The sequence below is a fragment of the Streptomyces sp. NPDC014801 genome (assembly GCF_043082085.1).
Taxonomy (GTDB): Bacteria; Actinomycetota; Actinomycetes; order Streptomycetales; family Streptomycetaceae; genus Streptomyces.
Window position 1 is genome coordinate 1 of record NZ_JBIBXG010000006.1, and the last position, 19100, is coordinate 19100.

18 protein-coding genes are annotated in these 19100 nt (G+C 72.4%); 6 read left to right on the forward strand and 12 right to left on the reverse strand.

Annotated elements, in window-relative coordinates; genetic code table 11:
• Window positions 1-91: 91 nt before the first annotated feature.
• From ACF1AL_RS15275 to ACF1AL_RS15290, 4 genes are all read right to left on the reverse strand, one after another.
• Window positions 92-883, reverse strand: coding sequence for an ATP-binding cassette domain-containing protein (locus ACF1AL_RS15275; RefSeq protein ID WP_366838134.1), 792 nt, complete (start codon window positions 881-883; stop codon window positions 92-94).
• Window positions 880-1911: an ABC transporter permease gene (locus ACF1AL_RS15280; protein WP_366838135.1), complete on the reverse strand. Its 1032-nt coding sequence runs from the start codon at window positions 1909-1911 to the stop codon at window positions 880-882. Before ACF1AL_RS15280 ends, ACF1AL_RS15275 begins: the two co-directional genes overlap by 4 nt.
• A complete protein-coding gene (locus ACF1AL_RS15285; protein ID WP_386584193.1) occupies window positions 1908-2921 on the reverse strand; it encodes a sugar ABC transporter substrate-binding protein in 1014 nt (337 codons plus the stop codon). The genes ACF1AL_RS15280 and ACF1AL_RS15285 overlap by 4 nt, the downstream gene beginning before the upstream one ends.
• A gap of 181 nt (window positions 2922-3102) precedes the next feature.
• A complete protein-coding gene (locus ACF1AL_RS15290; protein WP_384213718.1) occupies window positions 3103-3840 on the reverse strand; it encodes a GntR family transcriptional regulator in 738 nt (245 codons plus the stop codon).
• Between the two features lie 129 nt (window positions 3841-3969).
• Between ACF1AL_RS15290 and ACF1AL_RS15295 the strand changes: the two genes are divergently transcribed.
• Window positions 3970-4998 carry a Gfo/Idh/MocA family oxidoreductase gene (locus ACF1AL_RS15295; protein ID WP_391826118.1) on the forward strand — a complete coding sequence of 343 codons (1029 nt, stop codon included), beginning with the start codon at window positions 3970-3972 and terminating at the stop codon, window positions 4996-4998.
• 141 nt (window positions 4999-5139) lie between these two features.
• Here the strand turns inward: ACF1AL_RS15295 and ACF1AL_RS15300 are convergent, their stop codons facing one another.
• From ACF1AL_RS15300 to ACF1AL_RS15310, 3 genes are all read right to left on the reverse strand, one after another.
• The gene (locus tag ACF1AL_RS15300; RefSeq protein ID WP_391826119.1) at window positions 5140-6324 is read right to left on the reverse strand and encodes a cytochrome P450; all 1185 of its coding nucleotides are present in this window, start codon (window positions 6322-6324) and stop codon (window positions 5140-5142) included.
• Window positions 6325-6387: 63 nt separating this feature from the next.
• Window positions 6388-7068 carry a response regulator gene (locus ACF1AL_RS15305; protein ID WP_391826120.1) on the reverse strand — a complete coding sequence of 227 codons (681 nt, stop codon included), beginning with the start codon at window positions 7066-7068 and terminating at the stop codon, window positions 6388-6390.
• Between the two features lie 133 nt (window positions 7069-7201).
• Window positions 7202-8491 (reverse strand): sensor histidine kinase, encoded by a 1290-nt coding sequence (locus ACF1AL_RS15310; protein ID WP_391826121.1) that lies wholly within the window; start codon window positions 8489-8491, stop codon window positions 7202-7204.
• 170 nt (window positions 8492-8661) lie between these two features.
• On the opposite strand from ACF1AL_RS15310, the gene ACF1AL_RS15315 reads away from it, so the two are divergent.
• Complete coding sequence (locus ACF1AL_RS15315) at window positions 8662-8862, forward strand: hypothetical protein (protein ID WP_366838141.1); 201 nt, start codon at window positions 8662-8664, stop codon at window positions 8860-8862.
• Window positions 8863-8893: 31 nt separating this feature from the next.
• On the opposite strand, the gene ACF1AL_RS15320 is transcribed toward ACF1AL_RS15315, so the two are convergent.
• Both ACF1AL_RS15320 and ACF1AL_RS15325 read right to left on the reverse strand, forming a co-directional pair.
• The gene (locus tag ACF1AL_RS15320) at window positions 8894-9289 is read right to left on the reverse strand and encodes a ribonuclease domain-containing protein (protein ID WP_366838142.1); all 396 of its coding nucleotides are present in this window, start codon (window positions 9287-9289) and stop codon (window positions 8894-8896) included.
• Between the two features lie 114 nt (window positions 9290-9403).
• Window positions 9404-10219 carry an AIM24 family protein gene (locus ACF1AL_RS15325; protein ID WP_366838143.1) on the reverse strand — a complete coding sequence of 272 codons (816 nt, stop codon included), beginning with the start codon at window positions 10217-10219 and terminating at the stop codon, window positions 9404-9406.
• 190 nt (window positions 10220-10409) lie between these two features.
• Here ACF1AL_RS15325 and ACF1AL_RS15330 point away from each other — a divergent pair, with 190 nt between their 5' ends.
• Complete coding sequence (locus ACF1AL_RS15330) at window positions 10410-11183, forward strand: SDR family oxidoreductase (protein WP_391826396.1); 774 nt, start codon at window positions 10410-10412, stop codon at window positions 11181-11183.
• 215 nt (window positions 11184-11398) lie between these two features.
• Here the strand turns inward: ACF1AL_RS15330 and alc are convergent, their stop codons facing one another.
• Together alc and allB are read right to left on the reverse strand one after the other, a co-directional pair.
• A complete protein-coding gene (alc, locus tag ACF1AL_RS15335; RefSeq protein WP_366838144.1) occupies window positions 11399-12514 on the reverse strand; it encodes an allantoicase in 1116 nt (371 codons plus the stop codon).
• A 79-nt stretch (window positions 12515-12593) separates the two neighbouring features.
• The gene (gene allB, locus ACF1AL_RS15340) at window positions 12594-13931 is read right to left on the reverse strand and encodes an allantoinase AllB (protein WP_391779751.1); all 1338 of its coding nucleotides are present in this window, start codon (window positions 13929-13931) and stop codon (window positions 12594-12596) included.
• Between the two features lie 295 nt (window positions 13932-14226).
• Between allB and ACF1AL_RS15345 the strand changes: the two genes are divergently transcribed.
• Together ACF1AL_RS15345 and ACF1AL_RS15350 are read left to right on the forward strand one after the other, a co-directional pair.
• Window positions 14227-15030 (forward strand): IclR family transcriptional regulator, encoded by an 804-nt coding sequence (locus tag ACF1AL_RS15345; RefSeq protein WP_366838146.1) that lies wholly within the window; start codon window positions 14227-14229, stop codon window positions 15028-15030.
• A gap of 358 nt (window positions 15031-15388) precedes the next feature.
• On the forward strand, window positions 15389-17779 hold the full coding sequence (locus ACF1AL_RS15350; RefSeq protein WP_391826122.1) for an ATP-binding cassette domain-containing protein: 2391 nt from the start codon (window positions 15389-15391) through the stop codon (window positions 17777-17779).
• A 91-nt stretch (window positions 17780-17870) separates the two neighbouring features.
• Here the strand turns inward: ACF1AL_RS15350 and ACF1AL_RS15355 are convergent, their stop codons facing one another.
• Window positions 17871-18179, reverse strand: a complete 309-nt coding sequence (locus ACF1AL_RS15355) for a DUF5955 family protein (RefSeq protein ID WP_391658050.1) — start codon at window positions 18177-18179, stop codon at window positions 17871-17873.
• 180 nt (window positions 18180-18359) lie between these two features.
• Here ACF1AL_RS15355 and ACF1AL_RS15360 point away from each other — a divergent pair, with 180 nt between their 5' ends.
• Complete coding sequence (locus ACF1AL_RS15360) at window positions 18360-18968, forward strand: NTP transferase domain-containing protein (protein ID WP_386417377.1); 609 nt, start codon at window positions 18360-18362, stop codon at window positions 18966-18968.
• The last annotated feature ends 132 nt before the right edge of the window (window positions 18969-19100 follow it).

A 19100-nucleotide genomic window follows, 5' to 3' on the forward strand; every position in this document is an offset into this window, starting at 1 on the left:
CAACGGCTCGATCACCGCCCACGACTCATCTGTCAGCTCATGACGACGCACCACGAACAGACCAACGAGCCCACCACTTTGCGGACACGACCTAGGGGCGCTGCAGTTCGTGGCGGAGAGCGTCGAGGTCGCTTCCGCCGGCCATCTGCTGGGTCAGTTCGTCCAGGGTGATCTCGTCGCGGGTGTGGCTGCCCACCATCGTGCCGCGCTTGAGCAGGACGAACCGGTCGCCGACCAGGTAGGCGTGGTGCGGGTTGTGGGTGATCAGCACGACACCGAGACCCTCGTCACGTGCCGCCGCCACGTACTTCAGGACCACGCCGGACTGCTTCACGCCGAGCGCGGCCGTCGGCTCGTCCAGGACGAGGACCTTGGCGCCGAAGTGGACCGCCCGCGCGATCGCCACGCACTGGCGTTCGCCGCCGGACAGGGTGCCGATGGGCTGGTCGACGTCGCGCAGGTCGATGCCCATGCGCAGCAGCTCCGCGCGCGTGGTGCGGCGCATGTGGTCGACGTCCATGCGCTTGAAGGGGCCGGCGCCCTTGCGCGGCTCGGAGCCGAGGAAGAAGTTGCGCCACACCGGCATCAGCGGGACGACCGCGAGGTCCTGGTAGACCGTGGCGATGCCCCGGTCCAGCGCCTCGCGCGGCGAGGACAGCCGGGTCTCCTCGCCGTCGATGCGCAGGACACCCTCGTCGTGCTGGTGCAGACCGGCAATCATCTTGATCAATGTGGACTTGCCGGCGCCGTTGTCGCCGAGGACGCAGGTGATCTCGCCCGCGTGGACCTCGAGGGACACGCCCTGCAGGGCGCGGATGTTCCCGTAGTGCTTGCTGACGTCCGACAGCTCCACGAGCGCCGTACGGGCCTCGGTCTGCGTCATGTGGTGGCCTCCGCGCGCTTGCGGACCCAGGCGTTGAGCAGGGTCGCGAGGAGCAGCATCGCTCCGAGGAAGAACTTGAACCAGTCGGGGTTCCACTCGGCGAAGACGATGCCCTTGCTGGTCATGCCGAAGATGAACGCGCCGACCGCGGACCCGACCGCGCTGCCGTAGCCGCCGGTGATCAGGCAGCCGCCGATGACGGCCGCGATGATGTAGATCAGCTCGTTGCCGACGCCCTCGCCGGACTGGACGACGTCGTAGCTGAACAGCAGGTGCTGTCCGGAGATCCAGGCGCCGAAGGCCACGCCCATGTAGAGGCCGATCTTGGTCCTGGCGACGGGGACGCCGACCGCGCGGGCCGCGTCCTGGTTGCCGCCGACCGCGAAGATCCAGTTCCCGGTGCGGGTGCGCAGCAGGATCCAGGAGCCGACGGCGACCAGGCCGAGCCACCACAGGATGGTGACCTTGAAGTCGACGCCGCCGACGGTGAGGGTCGAGGCGAAGACGTCGTGGGCGGTCGGGAAGCCCTCCATGTCGGCGATGGTCTTCGTCGACACCGTGCCGTCGATCAACTTGGTCAAGCCGAGGTTCAAGCCGGTCAACATCAGGAAGGTGCCCAGCGTGATGATGAAGCTGGGCAGCTTCGTCCGGGTCAGCATGAAGCCGTTGAAGGCGCCGATGGCCAGCGTGACCAGCAGGGACACCCCGACGCCGACCCAGACGTTCGCGGTCATCTGAAAGCTGAACATGGACGAGATCAACGCCGACGACGTCACCATGACGCCGGCCGACAGGTCGAACTCGCCGCCGATCATCAGCAGGGCGACCGGCACCGCCATGATGCCGATGGTCGAGGAGGCGTACAGCACCGTGCTGAGGCTGGAGGCGCGCAGGAAGCTGTCGGCGAAGAACGCGAAGAAGACGAAGACGGCGAGCGCGCCGACCACCGAGCCCAGCTCGGGGCGGGCGAGCAGCTTGCGCAGCGGCGAGGTCTCGACGAGCCGCTCGTCGGCGGTGGTGGCGGTCATCGGGTGCCTCGCCGGGCGTACTCCTGCAGCGCGGCCGCCTGGTCCTTGGTGATGATCTGCGGGCCGGTCAGGACGGGCCGCCCGCCGCCGAGGACGTCGTTGTTGTACTTGTACAGCCACAGCAGGTCGACGGCCTGGTAGCCCTGCAGGTAGGGCTGCTGGTCCACGGCGAAGCCGAGGGTGCCGTCCTGGAGCTCGGCGGCGACCTTGGCGTTGAGGTCGAAGGTGTCGATCTCGGCCTTGCTGCCCGCGTCCGCCTTGGCCTTCACGGCCGTGTCGGCGTAGGGGGCGCCGAGGGTGACGACGGCGTCGATGGACTGGTCGGCCTGGAGCTTGGCCTCGATACCGGACTGCACGTCGGGCATGTTGGTGCCGTTGACGTAGACGCGCTGCAGGGTGCCGTGGAAGGTCTTGCCGATGCCGTCGCAGCGCTGCTCGTGGCCGACGTTGCCCTGCTCGTGCAGGACGCACAGGGCCTTCTTCCTCCCGCGCTTGTTCAGCTCCTCGCCCACTGCCTCGCCGGCGATCGTCTCGTCCTGGCCGACGTGGGTGAGCGCGCCGAACGCCTTGGACTCGGCGGAGCCGGAGTTCACGGTGATCACCGGGATGCCGGCCTTCTCGGCGCGGGCGACGGCGGCCTTCATGGCGTCGGGCTTGGCGAGCGTGACGATGATGCCGTCGACCTTCTTGTCGACGGCGGCGTCGACCAGCTGCGCCTGCTGCTGGGCCTCGTCGTCGTGCGAGTACAGGAAGTTGATGTTGTCCTTGACCGCGGCCTGCTTGGCGCCGCTCTGGACGATGTCCCAGAAGGTGTCGCCGTCACCGGAGTGCGTGATCATCGCGAAGGTCCAGCGCGGGGTGTTCACCGCCGCGCGGCCCTGCGCGGCCGCGGCCTTGCGGGCGTCCTCGGCGCGTTTGCCGCCGGTACTGCTGCACGCGGTCACGGACAGCGCCGTCACGCACAGCACCCCCGTCAACGCGATCCCTGTCCAGGTCCGAAACCGTGCCACGAGGCAGTGCCCTTCTTGCTGTGTCTGTGCGGAGTAGCGATCGGGCCGGCCTGTCCTGTCTCACCGGCCCCAAACGCCCCAGTATCAAACACAGGGCACTCCGGCCACGTGACCGGGGTGCCGCGTCGGTCACGTTGTCCGGACATTGCGACCATCGGGGGCCGCCCGGCGGTGCGGGCGGTCAGGAGCGGACGAGCAGCTGGAACTCGAAGGAGTAGCGGCTCGGGCGGTAGATGTGGTCGCCGAACTCCACCGCGCGGCCGGTGTCGTCGAAGGTGGTGCGCTGCATGGTCAGCAGCGGGGCGCCCGCGCTCTCGGCGAGCCGCTCGGCCTCGTCGGCGGTGGCGCCGCGGGCCCCGATGGACTGGCGGGCGCTGTGCAGGGTGATCCCGGCGCTGCGCATCAGCCGGTACAGGCCGGTGGACTCCAGCTGGTCCGTGTCCAGGTCCAGCAGTCCGGGGGGAAGGTGGTTGCACAGGTACGCCATCGGCTCGCCGTGCGCGAGCCGCAGCCGCTCCACCCGGTGGACGTCGCTGCCCTCGGGGACGCCGAGAGCGGCCGCGACCTCGGCGGACGCCGGCACCACCGCGTTGACCAGGACCTTGGTCGCCGGGCGCTGTCCGGCCGCCTCCAGGTCGTCGTAGAGGCTGCTCAGCTCCAGCGGGCGCTTGACCTGGCTGTGCACGACCTGGGTGCCGACGCCGCGGCGGCGCACCAGCAGGCCCTTGTCGACCAGGGACTGGATGGCCTGGCGGACCGTCGGCCGGGACAGGCCGAGCCGTGCGGCGAGCTCGATCTCGTTGCCGAGCAGGCTGCCCGGGGTGAGGGTTCCGTGTTCGATCGCCGCTTCGAGCTGCTGGGAGAGCTGGAAGTACAACGGCACGGGGGAACTCCGGTCCACCCGGAGGTCGAGCTGCACGGTCGGGTCCACATCTGGTTTCGGCACGGCCCGAGCGTAGCTCCGTGCGCTGTTGACGGGAAGTTGTGTAGTTCGGTTGTCCGGACATACGCATTGACAGGGTGGCGATCGCGACCGCACTTTGTTTCCATGCGCATCGGGGTCATCGGTACGGGCCGGATCGGCACCATCCATGCGAACACCCTCCGTCGCCACCGCGACGTCGGTTCGCTGATCCTCACGGACGCCGACCCGGCGCGGGCCCAGGAGCTCGCGCTGCGCCTCGGCGAGACGGCGGCGCCCGGCGTGGACGAGATCTTCCAGTGGGGGGTCGACGCGGTCGTCATCACGACGGCGACACCGGCGCACGCCGAGCTGATCGGGCGGGCGGCCCGCGCGGGACTGCCGGTGTTCTGCGAGAAGCCGATCGCCCTCGACGTGCCCGGCACGCTCCAGGCCATCGCCGAGGTCGAGGCCGCCGGCACGGTCCTGCAGATGGGTTTCCAGCGGCGCTTCGACGCCGGGTACGCGGGCGCGCGCGAGGCCGTGCGCTCGGGACGGCTCGGGCGGCTGCACACCGTGCGGGCGATCACCTCCGAGCAGGCTCCGCCGCCGCCCGCGTGGCTGCCGCTCTCCGGGGGGCTGTACCGGGACACGCTCATCCACGACTTCGACGTGCTGCGCTGGGTGACCGGGCGGGAGATCGCCGAGGTGTACGCCGCCGGGTCCGACGCGGGCCCGCCGATGTTCCGTGAGGCGGGTGACGTGGACACCGCCGCGGTGGTGCTGACGCTGGACGACGGCACCCTCGCCACCGCCACGGCGACGCGGCTGAACGGCGCCGGGTACGACGTGCGCATGGAGCTCGCCGGGGAGCGGGACCAGATCGTCGTCGGGCTGGACGACCGCACGCCGATCACCTCCACGGAGCGGTCGGGGCCGCCGGCCGCGGACAAGCCGTGGAGCGGATTCCTGGAGCGCTTCGCCCCGGCGTACGAGGCGGAGCTGGCGGCGTTCGTGGAGGTGGTGCGTGGGGAGCGGGCCAATCCGTGCGACGGGCGTGAGGCGCTGCAGGCACTGCGGGTGGCGGAGGCCTGCGAGTGGTCGCGACGGGAGCGCCGGGCGGTGCGGCTGACGGAGATCCCGGACGCGGCGGCGACCGCGCCGGGGCGGGTGTGACGGGGCCGGCCGTGGACGCGGTGGTGACCGCGCCCGGGCGGGCGTGACGGCCCCGGAGGCCGTGGCGACCGCGCCGGGGGGGGGTGTGGGCCACTACCCGCGGTGGCCCCCGGTGCGGACCACGCCCCGTGCCCCCGGCGGCTACCAGCGCACCGGCAGGTGACGCACCCCCCTGATCAAGGTGCCGGGGAGCCAGGGGCCCGCCGGGCCGGCCAAGGAGAGGTCCGGGGCGCGGTCCAGGAGCGCGCGCAGGGCGGTGCGGGCCTCCAGGCGGGCCAGGGGCGCGCCGAGACAGTAGTGGATGCCGTGACCGAAGGCGAGGTGGCCGCGGGTGTCGCGGCGGATGTCGAAGCGGTCGGCGTCGGGGAAGCGGCCGGTGTCGCGGCCCACGGCGGTCAGGCCGACGAGCACCGGCTCGCCCCGCTCGATGCGGGCGCCGCCGATCTCCACAGGCTCCGCGGCGAACCGGAACGTGGTGTTCTCCACCGGCCCCTCCCAGCGCAGCGTCTCCTCCACCGCGCCGTCGACCAGGCTCATGTCGGCGCGCAGGGCGGCGAGTTGGTCGGGATGGGTGAGCAGGGCGTACACCGCGTTGGTGATGAGATTGACCGTGGTCTCGTGCCCGGCGATGAGCAACACGAAGGCCATGCCGCGCAGTTCGCCGGCGGAGAGCCGGTCGCCGTCCTCCGTGACCGTGCGGATCAGATCGCTGAGCAGGTCGTCGCTGGGGCCCGAGGAGCGCTTGTCCTCGATCAGCTCGGCGAGATACGCACCGAGCCGGGTGAAGGCGTCCTGCTCGCTCGCGGCGCTGGTGGGCGCCACGGCCTCGGTGGACATGCGGCGGAACTCCGCGCGGTCCAGGTCGGGCACGCCGAGCAGTTCGCAGATCACGGTGATCGGCAGCGGGTAGGAGAACGACTCGACCAGGTCGGCGCTGCCGAGCGGCAGCATCGCGTCGAGCAGGTCGTCGGTGATCTGCTGGATCCGCGGGCGCAGGCGCTCGACGCGGCGCATGGTGAACGCGCGCGAGACCAGCCCGCGCAGCCGGGTGTGCTGTGGCGGGTCGGTGGTGAGCAGGTGCTTTCCGATGAACTGGTCGTCGAGGAAGGCCTGTCCGATGCGTGCCGTGTCCTTGACCAGCCGCGGGTCGGTGAGCGCGGCCCGCGCCTCCTCGGGGCCGACGACCAGCCAGGTCTCCTGGTACCCGTCGCCGGCGGGCAGGCGCACCCGGTGCACGGGGCCGCGCTCCCTGAGCCGCGCGTACGCCGGATGCGGGTTCGCGGTGAACCCCGCGCCGAACTCCTCCACGTCGATCACATCGCCCACGGCTCTCCCCCTCGTCGCCGGCCGCTCGGTGGCCTCTGTCTCCCCAACGTGCGGGCGTGCCCGTCAGTGCCCGCCGCGGCTCTCCTCGTCGACCAGCCCGGCGTCGTACGCCAACAGGGCGACCTGGACACGGTTGTTGAGGCCGAGGCGGGACAGGATGCGCGAGACGTGCGCCTTGACCGTGGCGACGCTCATGTAGAGCTCGGCGGCGATCTCCGCGTTGGACAGGCCGCGGCCCACCGCGACCGCGACCTCGCGTTCGCGCTCGGCCAGCGCGGCGAGCCGTTCACGCGCGCGTGCGCCGCGCGTGTCGGCGGCGGTGCCGGCCGCGTGCCGCATCAACTGCCGGGTGACGGCGGGCGACAGCACCGGATCGCCGGCGGCGACCTTGCGGACCGCGTGCAGGATCTCGGCGGGCGGGGTGTCCTTCAGGACGAAGCCGGCGGCGCCCGCGCGCAGGGCGCGCAGCACCTGGTCGTCGGCGTGGAACGTGGTCAGCAGCACGACCTGGGGCGCGTCGGGGCGGCCGCGCAGCCGCTCGGTGGCGGTCAGTCCGTCCACGGCAGGCATGCGGATGTCCATCAGCACGACGTCGGGGCGGCTGCGGTCGACCAGCGCCTCGACCTCGCCGCCGTCGCCCGCCTCGCCGACGATCTCGATGTCGTCCGCACCGCCCAGCATCAGGGACAGTCCGGCGCGCACCAGTGGGTCGTCGTCGACGAGGAGCACTCTGATCACAGTCATGGCCTTACCAAACCACGGCCGCCGCACGGTTCGTGACGGGTTGTCGGCAGCCGTACCGCGTCCGGGGACGACCGCACGAGCCGCGCGGCGAACGGGACGTGGCGGGCCGCGCAGGCCCCTGCACCGGTCCCGCTCACGCCCGCCCGCTCCTCTGCTCCCCCGGCCACGGCAGCCATGCCCGGACCTCGAAGCCGCCGTCCGCGCGCGGGCCGTGGCGCAGCTGACCGCCGGCCAGCGTGGCACGTTCGGTGAGGCCGATCAGGCCCTGGCCGGAGCCGGGGACCGGCGGGGCGTCGCGGGTGGACGGCGGGTTGTGCACGACCACGGTGAGGCCGTCGCCGGGAGCGCCGGTGACCGTGACGGTGACCTCCGCGCCGGGTGCGTGCTTGCGGGCGTTGGTCAGCCCCTCCTGGGCGATGCGGTAGGCGGTGCGGCCCACGGAGGCGGGAACCCGGGCGGGCTCGGTGACGTGCTGGTCGAGCGTGACCTTCATGCCGGCCTCGCGGGACTCGGTGACCAGCGCGTCCAGCGCGGCGAGCGTGGGCTGGGGGCGGCCCGCGTCGTCGGAGTCCCCGGCGCGCAGCACGCCGATGATCTCCCGCAGGTCCTGCAGGGCCTCGTGGGCGCTCTCCCGGATGACGCCGGCCGCCCGCGCGATCTCCTCGCCGGAGGCGTCGGGGCGGAACTCCAGCGCTCCGGCGTGCACGCTGAGCAGGGTCAGCCGGTGGGCGAGCACGTCGTGCATCTCGCGGGCGATGGCCTCGCGGGCGAGCCGCTGCGCCTGCTCGGCGCGCAGCCGGGCCTCCGTCTCGGCCCTCCGCGCCCGGTCCCTCAGGCTCAGCAGCAGCTGCCGCTTGGACCGGACGAACATGCCCCAGCCGACGACGGCGACGGTGAACACCACGACGAAGGCGACGGAGGCGAGGTAGGGGAGGTCGGGGTCGGGGCGCAGCCAGTAGTACAGCGGGCACAGGGCGAGCTGGGCGCCGCCCACCCAGGCCACGTACCGGAAGGGCCGGTGCACGGCGAGGGTGAACAGGGCGACCAGGCAGGCGCCGCCGGCCGTGTCGGAGACCAGCCCGACGGCGGTCAGGGCGACGGCGAGTCCGACCGGCCAGCGGCGGCGCAGCCACACCGCCGCGCAGGCGAGACCGCCGAGCGTCTGGTCGGCGACGGCGAGGGCGTGCGGGAGGTCGGGGTTGTCGCGGACCGTCTGGGCGGCGGTGAAGCCGATGAGGACGGCCAGCGCGAAGCAGGAGAAGTCGACGACCCAGTCGCGCGCGGTGCGGCGGGGCCGCCCGGAGCGCCCGGTGACCGGGTCCGGTTCATGGGTGAGCGCGGACGGCAGCCACCACCGCCGGCCGGGGAGCACGGGCGGCTGCACCGGTCCCGCGTCGTTCGTCGTCGGCTTCACGGTCGACAAATCTACGCAGGGCGCGGCGCCCGCACCCGCCTGTGCGGGCCGTCGTCGACCGAAGTCGCCCGGGTGCAGACTTTGGTCGTACGGCCCCTCCGCGGGCGGCTACCGAGGGCGCGGACGGCTCGCCCGGCGGCCGACGCGGGTGACGGGGCCACGGCACGAGGCTCGTGCCCATGAAGGCGTTGCTGGAGTGTCTGGGATTCGTCGCCCTGGTGCAGGGTGCCCTCGGTCTGCTGCACGAGTTCACCGGCTGGGACGCGGGTCTGGTGCAGCGGATCGGCTTTCTCGACGGCCACGAGGTGTACGCGAGCGTCGCGCTGATCGGGCTGGCGATCGCGCTGTTCGCGGCCGCCGAGAGCCGCAAGGCGGACTAGTACCGACGGGAAGCTCAGGACGGGGCGTGGCTCAGCAGCCGAAGTCGATCAGGTCGAACGTGGCGTAGTGGTCGGCGGTGTAGTAGTCCTCCTGGTACCGCTCACCGGTGACGATGCGGCGCGCGCCGCGGGTGGGGGAACCAGGCGTGATCACCGTGTACTCGTGGTAGTAGCCGCCGGCCCGGGCCGGCAGGACGCCTTCGCGGTTCTGGAAGACGCTGCCGTCCTGGTCGTAGGGGAACGGGCCGCCTTGCTCGATGAGGTTCAGGGTGTCGTGCGCCTGGGAGGGCAGGTCGCCGGCGCAGATGCTGCCGACGGACGCGGTGGCGGCACCGGCCGGGCCGGCGGAGACGGTGCCGCCGACGAGGAGGGCGGACAGGACGGCGGCGGTGGCGCCGAGGCGCGAGATACGTGGGGGGAATCTCATGGCGTCATGATGACGCGCGTAGATGATGGCATGTCAATGACAATCACAGGGTCTCCCCCTTCTCCTCCCGTGTGTTCTCGGGCCGTTAACCCGTCAGCGCCCGCTCGGTGACGCTCACCCGGCGTGGGTGGAGAACAGTCCTCCGGTCGGGCCCTGCTTGTCGCCGCCCTGGGCCTTCTTCAGCGCGTTGGCGAGGGACTCGATGGTCAGCGACTGCAGGATGACGCGGCCGTGGCCCTCCAGGGTGGCCAGGGACAGCCCCTCGCCGCCGAAGACGGCGTTCATGATGCCCTGGCGGTTCAGGCCGCCGACGCGCTGGACGCCGTACTGGATGCCCTCCTCGAAGGCGACGACGCAGCCGGTGTCGACCTCGATGCGGCCGCCGAAGTCGGCCGGGTTCAGGTCGATGAAGTTGCCCGCGCCCGCGATGATCACCGTGCCCTGGCCGGTGAACTTCTCCAGGACGAAGCCCTCGCCGCCGCTCATGCCGGTGCGGCCGCCCTGGAAGGCGATGCCGAAGTCGACGGTGGACTCGGCGGCCACGAAGGCGTCCTTCTCGGCGAACCACGCGCGCGTGCCGTCCAGCTCCAGGGCGCGCATCTCGCCGGGCAGCACGCCGGCGAAGCCGACGGTGCCCCCGCCGCCCTGCGCGGTGAAGTACTGGAAGGCGATGGACTCGCCCGCGAGCATGCGCTGGCCGACCTGCATGGCGGTGCCCATGGCCTGGCGCAGCATGCCGCCCATGCCGCCGCCCCCGGCGCCCGACTGCTGCCCGCCGTTGCCCGACGGGCCGGACAGGCGGGTCTCCATGGTCACGTTCGTCGTCTTGAACAGGAACTTCCCGGCCTCGCAGTACACGGTCTGGCCGGGGTGCAGGTTGACGACCGCCATCTGCATGGCGTTGCCGACGATCTCTTGCTGAAGTGTCACGCCTGTGACAACGCGGGAGGGCAGCGGGGAAGTTCCGGTGGCCTGCGCCGGACGGGCGACCCGGGGGCGCGCGACGCCTGCCCCCCGGCCGCGGGGCCGTGATCTCGATGTCCGTTCGCCGCCAGCGTGGGCCGGCGCGGGGCGGTGGGATGAGGACATGGCCGAGAACACGACGAACGCGACGAACCTAATGAACACGATCAACACGACCAACACGATGAACGCGACGAACACGGCTCTCGACGGCAAGGCGGCCCTGGTCACCGGTGGCAGCCGGGGCATCGGTGCCGCGACGGCCCTGCGGCTGGCGCGCGGGGGCGCCGACGTGGCACTGACCTATGTCGACGCGAAGGAGTCGGCCGAGGACGTCGTACGGGCCGTAGAGGCCCTCGGACGGCGCGCGGTGGCGCTCCGCGCGGACGCGGCGGACGCCGACGAGGCGGCGGGTGCCGTGGAGCGGGCCGTCGATGCGCTGGGCGGGCTCGACGTCCTGGTGAACAACGCGGGCGTCGGGGTGCTGGGCCCGCTGCAGGACCTGTCGCTCGCCGACGTGGACCGGGTGCTCGCGGTGAACGTGCGGGCGGTCTTCCTGGCGGCGCGGGCGGCCGCGGCGCGGATGGGCGACGGCGGGCGGATCATCACGATCGGCACCTGCATGGTGCAGCGGGTGCCCGGTCCCGGCGGCACGCTGTACGCGATGAGCAAGTCGGCGCTGGTCGGGCTGACCAGGGCGCTCGCCCGTGAGCTCGGGCCGCGCGGGATCACCGCGAACATCGTGCACCCGGGCCCGATCGACACCGACATGAACCCCGCGGACGGTCCCTTTGCCGCCGGTCAGGCGGCGATGACGGCCCTGGGCCGCTTCGGCCGGGCCGAGGAGGTCGCCGACACGGTCGCGCACCTGGCGGGCGCCGCGTACATCACGGGCGCCGAGTTCGCGGTGGACGGCGGCCACGCGGCCTGAGCCGCCGACGCCGACGCGGACGCGGACGCCAACGCCGACGCCGACCATGACGCCGACGAGGCCACGCGCCGCGGGTCCCCCTGCGGCGCGTGCGGCACGCGGGCACGCGCGCGTGCCCGTGTCGGCGCCTGCCCGTGTACGGAACGCACGCGCGCGTGGGGCGCACCGGTGCTGTCGGGCCGGTGCGCCCCACGGGTCCTGCGGGAGGCCGTGGATCAGCCGCCCAGTTCCTGGTGGCGGGCCGCCAGGCGGGTGGCGCCGGCCTCGGTCAGGGAGCCGAACAGGCGCAGGCGGGAGATGCCGCCGTCGGGGAAGATGTCGATCCGCGCGTGCGTGCCGACGGCCGGGGCCGGCAGGACGAAGCGGTGGTTGGTGTCGGGCTGCATCCGGGTGCGCGGGAGGATCTCCACCCACTCGCCGTCCTCACCGTCCTTGACGGACACCGACGCCCAGCCGGCGCTGTTGCCCTTGAGGTAGGCGGTGTCGATCTCGAGGGCGCGGATCTCGGACTGGGCGACCAGCTGGTAGCGGATCCAGTCGTTGCCCTGGTCGCGGCGGCGGCGGGTCTCCCAGCCGTCGTCCATCTTGCGCGAGCGGCCCGGCTGGATGGTGTTGCTGGCCGGCGAGTAGAAGAGGTTGGAGGCGTCCTCGACGCGGCCGCCGTTCTCCAGCGCGACCACGTCGAAGGTGCCGAGCACCTCCAGCCACTTCGGGTCGGGTACGACCTCGCCGTAGACGCGCAGGCGGGCGATGCCGCCGTCGGGGTGCTGCTTGAGCCGCAGGTGCGTGAAGCGCTGCTCGGCGGTCACCTCGAAGCCGTTGGCGGCGTGGCCGCCGACGGGCGTGCGCGGGACGATCGTCGTCCACTTCACGTCGTCGCCGAGCAGCTCCTCGGGCGACGGGGAGCCCGGTACGGAGGTGGCCTCGACGGAGACGGCCTGCGGGTAGTTGCCGCGGAAGTGGGCGGTGTCGACGACGACCCCGCGGATCACGCCGGGGGCGCCGAGGCGGATCAGCGCCCAGTCGTGGTCGTCCTCGGTCGGCCAGGGATGCTCGGCGGAGGCGCCGCGCCGGCGGCGGGTCTCCCAGCCGTCCATGACCTTGCCCTTGTGGCCGAAGTGCTCGGGGTCGAACTCGGCGGCCTCGGGGACCAGCAGGTTCTCCCGCTGGGCGAAGAACTCGTCGTTGGCGGCGATGACACCGGCGCCGAGCTGCCGGTCGGCGAGGTTGGCGTGGTGGGTGAAGGGGAAGTCGGCGGTGCGGTAGTCCGCGTACGGGTCGCCGCCTCCGTAGGGGTTGGCGTCGCCGGTGAAGCTGGGTATCGCCGTCACGGTGATCAGGTCCTGCCTTTCAGGTCTTCGGGTCGCTACGGGGTGGGAGTGGTCGGTGGTGTCCCTTCGCCTCGCGGCGTCACGCGGGCCGGTTCAGCAGACGGCCCCTGGGCTCGGTGAACTCGCCGTCCGCGACGATCCGCTCGCCGCGCAGCCAGGTGGACCTGACCACGCCGTACAGGGTCCGCCCGGCGTAGGCGGTGACGCGGTTGCGGTGCTGGAGGGCGGCCGGGTCGACGGTGAAGGTGGCGTCGGGGGCGAGGACGGCGAAGTCGGCGTCGCGGCCCACCTCGATGGCGCCCTTGGAGCCGAGGCCGACCAGGGCGGCCGTGCGGGCGGACATCCAGCGCACGACGTCCTCCAGGCCGTGGCCCCGCTCGCGGGCGGCGGTCCACACGGCGGACAGGCTGAGCTGGAGGCCCGAGATGCCGCCCCAGGCGGTGGCGAAGTCGTCGGTCTTCAGATCGGCGGTGGACGGCGAGTGGTCGGTGACGACGCAGTCGATGGTGCCGTCGGCGAGCGCCTCCCACAGCAGGTCCTGGTTGGCGGCCTCGCGGATGGGCGGGCAGCACTTGAACTCGCTCGCGCCGTCGGGGACCTCCTCGGCGGTGAGGGTCAGGTAGTGCGGGCAGGTCTCGACGGTGATCGCCACGCCCTCCGCCTTGGCCTGCCGGATGAGCGGCAGCGCGTCGCTGGAGGACAGGTGCAGCACGTGCACGCGCGCGTTCAGGCGCCTGGCCTGCGCGATGAGGTTCGCGATCGCGGTGTCCTCGGCGTCGCGCGGGCGGGAGGCGAGGAAGTCCGTGTAGCGGGGGCCGCCGTGCTGCGGGGCGGCGTCGAGGTGGTGCGGGTCCTCGGCGTGCACGATCAGCAGGCCGTCGAAGCCGGCGATCTCGGCCATGGACTGGGCGAGCTGTTCCTGGTCGAGGTGCGGGAACTCGTCCACGCCGGAGGGCGACAGGAAGCACTTGAAGCCGAAGACGCCGGCGTCGTGCAGCGGGCGCAGGTCCTTGACGTTGTCCGGCAGGGCGCCGCCCCAGAAGCCGACGTCGATGTGGGCCTTGTCGCGGGCCACGTCCTGCTTGACGCGCAGGTGGTCGACCGTGGTGGTGGGCGGCAGGGAGTTGAGCGGCATGTCGATCAGCGTGGTGATGCCGCCGGCCGCGGCCGCGCGGGTGGCGGTCCAGAACCCCTCCCACTCGGTGCGGCCGGGGTCGTTGACGTGCACGTGCGTGTCGACCAGGCCGGGCAGCAGGACGTCGTCGCCGAGGTCCTCCAGGCGGGCCGTGGCCGGTACCTCCGCGTCATGGGGCAGTACGGCGGTGATCGTGCCGTCGGCGACCACGACGGACGCGGGCCGCGTCCCCTCGGGAGTGATGACGCGCCTCGAACGCAGGACCAGTTCAGCGTCGGACACCCGGACCCCTCTCTGAAGCCGCCGGGGCACGCCTCGGAGGCGTCAGCGGCCTCCGCGCGTCTTCCACACAGCGGAATTTCAACGAACTGTTGAAGCTATCTCGGGAGTCTTCACTCCCGCCTTCGCGTCGTCAAGGGCACACTCATCCACAGTGCACCCGATCCGTCCACCCTGGACGTTTCCACAAAGCGGAATTAGAATTCCGTCAGTTAGAACGTAGCTACGCACAAGCGGGGAGTCAACCGCCTGCCGGGTAGGCTGCTGCCTCTTCAGTCAGTCCCGAAAGGAACGCGCCGTGCCGACGTCCAGCGCCAGCACCACCGACTCCGCCAAACCCGCCGCCACGGGGGGTGTCCAGTCCCTGGAGCGCGCCTTCGACCTGCTGGAGCGCATGGCGGACGCCGGCGGCGAGGTCGGGCTGAGTGAGCTGTCCGCGAGCAGCGGGCTGCCGCTGCCGACCATCCACCGCCTCATGCGCACCCTGGTGGCGTGCGGCTACGTCCGCCAGCAGACCAACCGGCGCTACGCCCTCGGTCCACGGCTGATCCGGCTCGGCGAGTCCGCGTCCCGGCTGCTGGGCACCTGGGCGCGCCCGTACCTCGCCCGCCTGGTGGAGGAGACCGGCGAGACCGCCAACATGGCCCTGCTCGACGGCGACGAGATCGTGTACGTGGCGCAGGTGCCGTCCAAGCACTCGATGCGCATGTTCACCGAGGTCGGCCGGCGCGTGCTGCCGCACTCCACGGGGGTGGGCAAGGCGCTGCTCGCCGACTACCCGCCGGAGGAGGTGCGCGCGCTGCTGCACCGCACCGGCATGCCGGCCGCCACGGACAAGACGATCACCACGCCGGACGACTTCCTGGCCTCCCTGGAGGAGGTCCGCCGGCTCGGCTACGCGGTCGACGACAACGAGCAGGAGATCGGCGTGCGCTGCCTCGCGGTGTCCGTGCCCAACTCCCCCACCGCCGCGGCCATCTCCATCTCCGGTCCCGCGGGCCGGGTCACCGAGGCGGCGACGGACAAGATCGTGCCGGTCCTCCAGCAGGTCGCCGAGGAACTCTCCGAGGCCCTGACCAGCTCGGGCGCCAACGGAGGCTGAGCGCACCGCGCGCGGCGTGCGCGTCGCCCCGGCCGGCCCTCGGACCGGCCGGGCTATTGCCGCACCCGCGCACGGCGTGCCCACCGGCCGGGTCGTCCCCGTACCCCGCGCACGGCGTGCCCACCGGCCGGGTCGTCCCCGTACCCCGCGCACGGCGTGCGCACCGGCCCGTCCCCGTCCGCCGAGGTGAGGTCCGGCCCGGCCCGGCCCGGCCCCTGGCGAGGATCAGGATTCGAGAAGCGCGAACCGTGCCGCTCGCCGTAGCGTGAGCGGCACGGGCAGCGCGCACCCGTGGCCGCGGGGAGCCGCGCCGGGCGGGCGGTGTCCGTGATCGAGGGTCTGACCGGATGGAGACACGATGACCAAGGCCACGGGGAGGGGTTCCGCGACGCCCGCGCGGCACGCCGCCGACCGCCACGACCTGATCCGCGTGCACGGGGCGCGCGAGAACAACCTCAAGGACGTCAGCGTCGAGCTGCCCAAGCGCCGGCTGACGGTCTTCACCGGTGTCTCCGGTTCGGGCAAGAGCTCGCTGGTGTTCGACACCATCGCCGCCGAGTCGCAGCGGATGATCAACGAGACCTACAGCGCGTTCGTGCAGGGCTTCATGCCGACCCTGGCGCGCCCCGACGTCGACGTCCTGGACGGCCTGACCACCGCCATCAGCGTCGACCAGCAGCGCATGGGCGCCGACCCGCGCTCCACGGTCGGCACCGCCACCGACGCCAACACGATGCTGCGCATCCTCTTCAGCCGGCTCGGCACCCCGCACATCGGCTCCCCCAAGGCGTTCTCCTTCAACGTCGCCTCCATCAGCGGCGCGGGCGCGGTCACCGTGCAGCGCGGCGGGCAGACGGTGAAGGAGCGGCGCAGCTTCAGCATCACGGGCGGCATGTGCCCGCGCTGCGAGGGCCGCGGCTCGGTCACCGACATGGACCTCACCCAGCTCTTCGACGACTCCAAGTCCCTCAACGAGGGCGCGCTGACCGTCCCGGGCTACAAGTCGGGCGGCTGGAACCACCGCCTCTACACCGAGTCCGGCCTCTACGACCCGGACAAGCCGATCCGCAAGTTCACCAAGCGGGAGCTGCAGGACTTCCTGTACCGGGAGCCGACCCGGATGAAGATCGCGGGCATCAACATGACCTACGAGGGTCTGGTCCCGCGGATCCAGAAGTCGATGCTCGCCAAGGACAAGGAGGCGATGCAGCCGCACATCCGGGAGTTCGTGGAGCGGGCGGTCACCTTCACGGTCTGTCCCGAGTGCGAGGGCACCCGGCTGAACGAGGGCGCCCGGTCGTCGAAGATCAAGGGCCTGAGCATCGCCGACGTGAGCGCGATGCAGATCAGTGACCTGGCCGCGTGGGTGCGCGGCCTGGACGAGCCGTCGGTGGCGCCGCTGCTGGCCTCGCTGCGCGACACCCTCGACGGCTTCGTGGAGATCGGCCTCGGCTATCTCTCGCTGGACCGGCCGGCGGGCACGCTGTCCGGGGGCGAGGCGCAGCGGGTGAAGATGATCCGGCACCTCGGCTCCTCGCTCACCGACGTGACCTACGTCTTCGACGAGCCGAGCATCGGGCTGCACCCGCACGACATCCAGCGGATGAACGACCTGCTGCTGCGGCTGCGCGACAAGGGCAACACGGTGCTCGTGGTCGAGCACAAGCCGGAGATGATCGCGATCGCGGACCACGTCGTCGACCTCGGCCCGGGCGCCGGCACGGACGGCGGGACGGTCTGCTTCGAGGGCACCGTGGAGGAGCTGCGGGCGAGCGGCACGCTGACCGGGCGCCATCTGGACGACCGGGCCCGGGTGAAGGACACGGTCCGCACGCCCACCGGGAAGCTGGCGATCCGTGACGCGACCACGCACAACCTGCGGTCCGTCGACGTCGACATCCCGCTCGGCGTGCTGGTCGTGGTCACCGGTGTCGCCGGTTCCGGCAAGAGCTCGCTGGTGCACGGGTCGATGCCCGCCGACGCGGGTGTGGTGTCCATCGACCAGAGCCCGATCCGCGGCTCACGGCGCAGCAACCCGGCGACCTACACCGGGCTGCTCGACCCGATCCGCAAGGCGTTCGCCAAGGCCAACGGCGTGAAGCCGGCCCTGTTCAGCGCGAACTCGGAGGGCGCCTGCCCGACCTGCAACGGCGTCGGCGTCGTCTACACGGACCTGGCGATGATGGCCGGGGTCGCCACGACCTGCGAGGAGTGCGAGGGCAAGCGGTTCGACGCGTCGGTCCTGGAGTACAAGCTCGGCAGCCGCGACATCAGCGAGGTGCTGGCGATGCCGGTCAGCGAGGCGGAGGAGTTCTTCTCCGCGGGCGAGGCGAAGACGCCGGCCGCGCACCGGATCCTGGACCGGCTGGCCGACGTGGGCCTCGGCTACCTCACGCTGGGCCAGCCGCTCACCACGCTGTCCGGCGGCGAGCGGCAGCGACTGAAGCTGGCCACGCAGATGGGCGACAAGGGCGGTGTCTACGTCCTGGACGAGCCGACGACCGGCCTGCACCTGGCGGACGTGGAGCAGCTGCTCGGGCTGCTGGACCGGCTGGTCGACGCCGGGAAGTCGGTGATCGTGGTGGAGCACCACCAGGCCGTCATGGCCCATGCGGACTGGATCATCGACCTGGGTCCCGGGGCGGGCCACGACGGCGGGCGGGTCGTGTTCGAGGGGACGCCGGCCCAGCTGGTCGCCGCGCGCTCGACCCTGACAGGTGAGCATCTCGCCGCGTACGTCGGCGGGTAGCCTCCGCCGGTTCGGCGGCCCGCCCGGTGCCTCGGGGCCGGGCGGCCGCCTTCTCGCCCGCCGGATCGTCCTGCCGGTCGGGGGTGGCGCGTCAGCCCGGTCCGCTGAACGACTCCACCGCCGTGCGGACCTCTCTCAGCGCCTCCGACAGGGCGCTCACCGAGCCGATCGCCCCCGCTATCAGCAGCAGGGAGCGGCGCAGAAGGGCCGGCTCGGGTGCGCCCCGGGCGGCCATGGCCGTCAGCGCGGCCAGCTCTTCCTCCGCTATGTCCCGGTCCCGTAACTCGGCCGGGTACGCGGCCAGTTCGCGGTGCAGCCGGGACGCCGCCGCGCGCAGCCGGCTCGCGCGCAGGTCCCCGTCGCCGCCGGTGACCGGTTTGTGCTGGACACTGTGCAACACGGCCCTCCCCCTCGCACTCCGTCGTGCGAATCTCCCTGTGCCGTCGCCCGCGCCGGGTGCGGTGAGCCGGGCGGGGGAGCCAGTAAACGCCACCCCGCCCGGCGAGCGCCAGTCCGCTGCGTCATCGAGTTGCTGCGCTGCGTGAGCCGCGCAGGCCGCGGGGTGCGGTATGCAGGGCGCATGACGACTTCCGAGACACCTGAGAGCCCTGTCGCGGGGCTGCTGCTCGCCGCCGGGGGCGGCCGGCGGCTCGGCGGGCGGCCCAAGGCGCTGCTGGAGCACCGGGGGCGGCCCTTGGTCGAGCACGCCGTCGGGGTGCTGCGCGCGGCGGGCTGCACGCGCGTGCACGTCGTGCTGGGCGCGGCCGCCGACGCCGTACGGCAGCGGGCGCGACTGGAGGGCTGTGTGCTGGTCGACAACCCGCGGTGGGAGGAGGGGATGGGCTCCTCGCTGCGGGCCGGGCTGGCCTCGCTGGCCGGGTCCGGGGCGCGGGCCGCGCTCGTCTCGCTCGTCGACCAGCCGGGGATCGGGCCGGAGGCGGTCGCGCGCGTGCTGGGCGCCTACGAGGACGAGCGCACCCTCGTCTCGGCCGCCTACGACGGGGTGCGCGGCCATCCGGTGCTGTTCGGCGCCGCGCACTGGGCGGGCATCGCGGCGACTGCCTCCGGGGACCGCGGGGCACGCGCCTACCTGAAGGAGCACGCGGACGCGGTGCGGCTCGTGGAGTGCGCGGACGTGGCACAGCCGTACGACATCGACACCGAGGCCGACCTGGGCCACCTTGAGTGAACGGGGTGGCACCGAGCGCCACCTTTCCTCGACCCAGAGAATCTCGACATCAACAAACCATTGAACTTCCACCATGCGATAACTACTATCCACTGTTCAGAAGCACCCGACCGCACAGCGGGTGCGAACTGC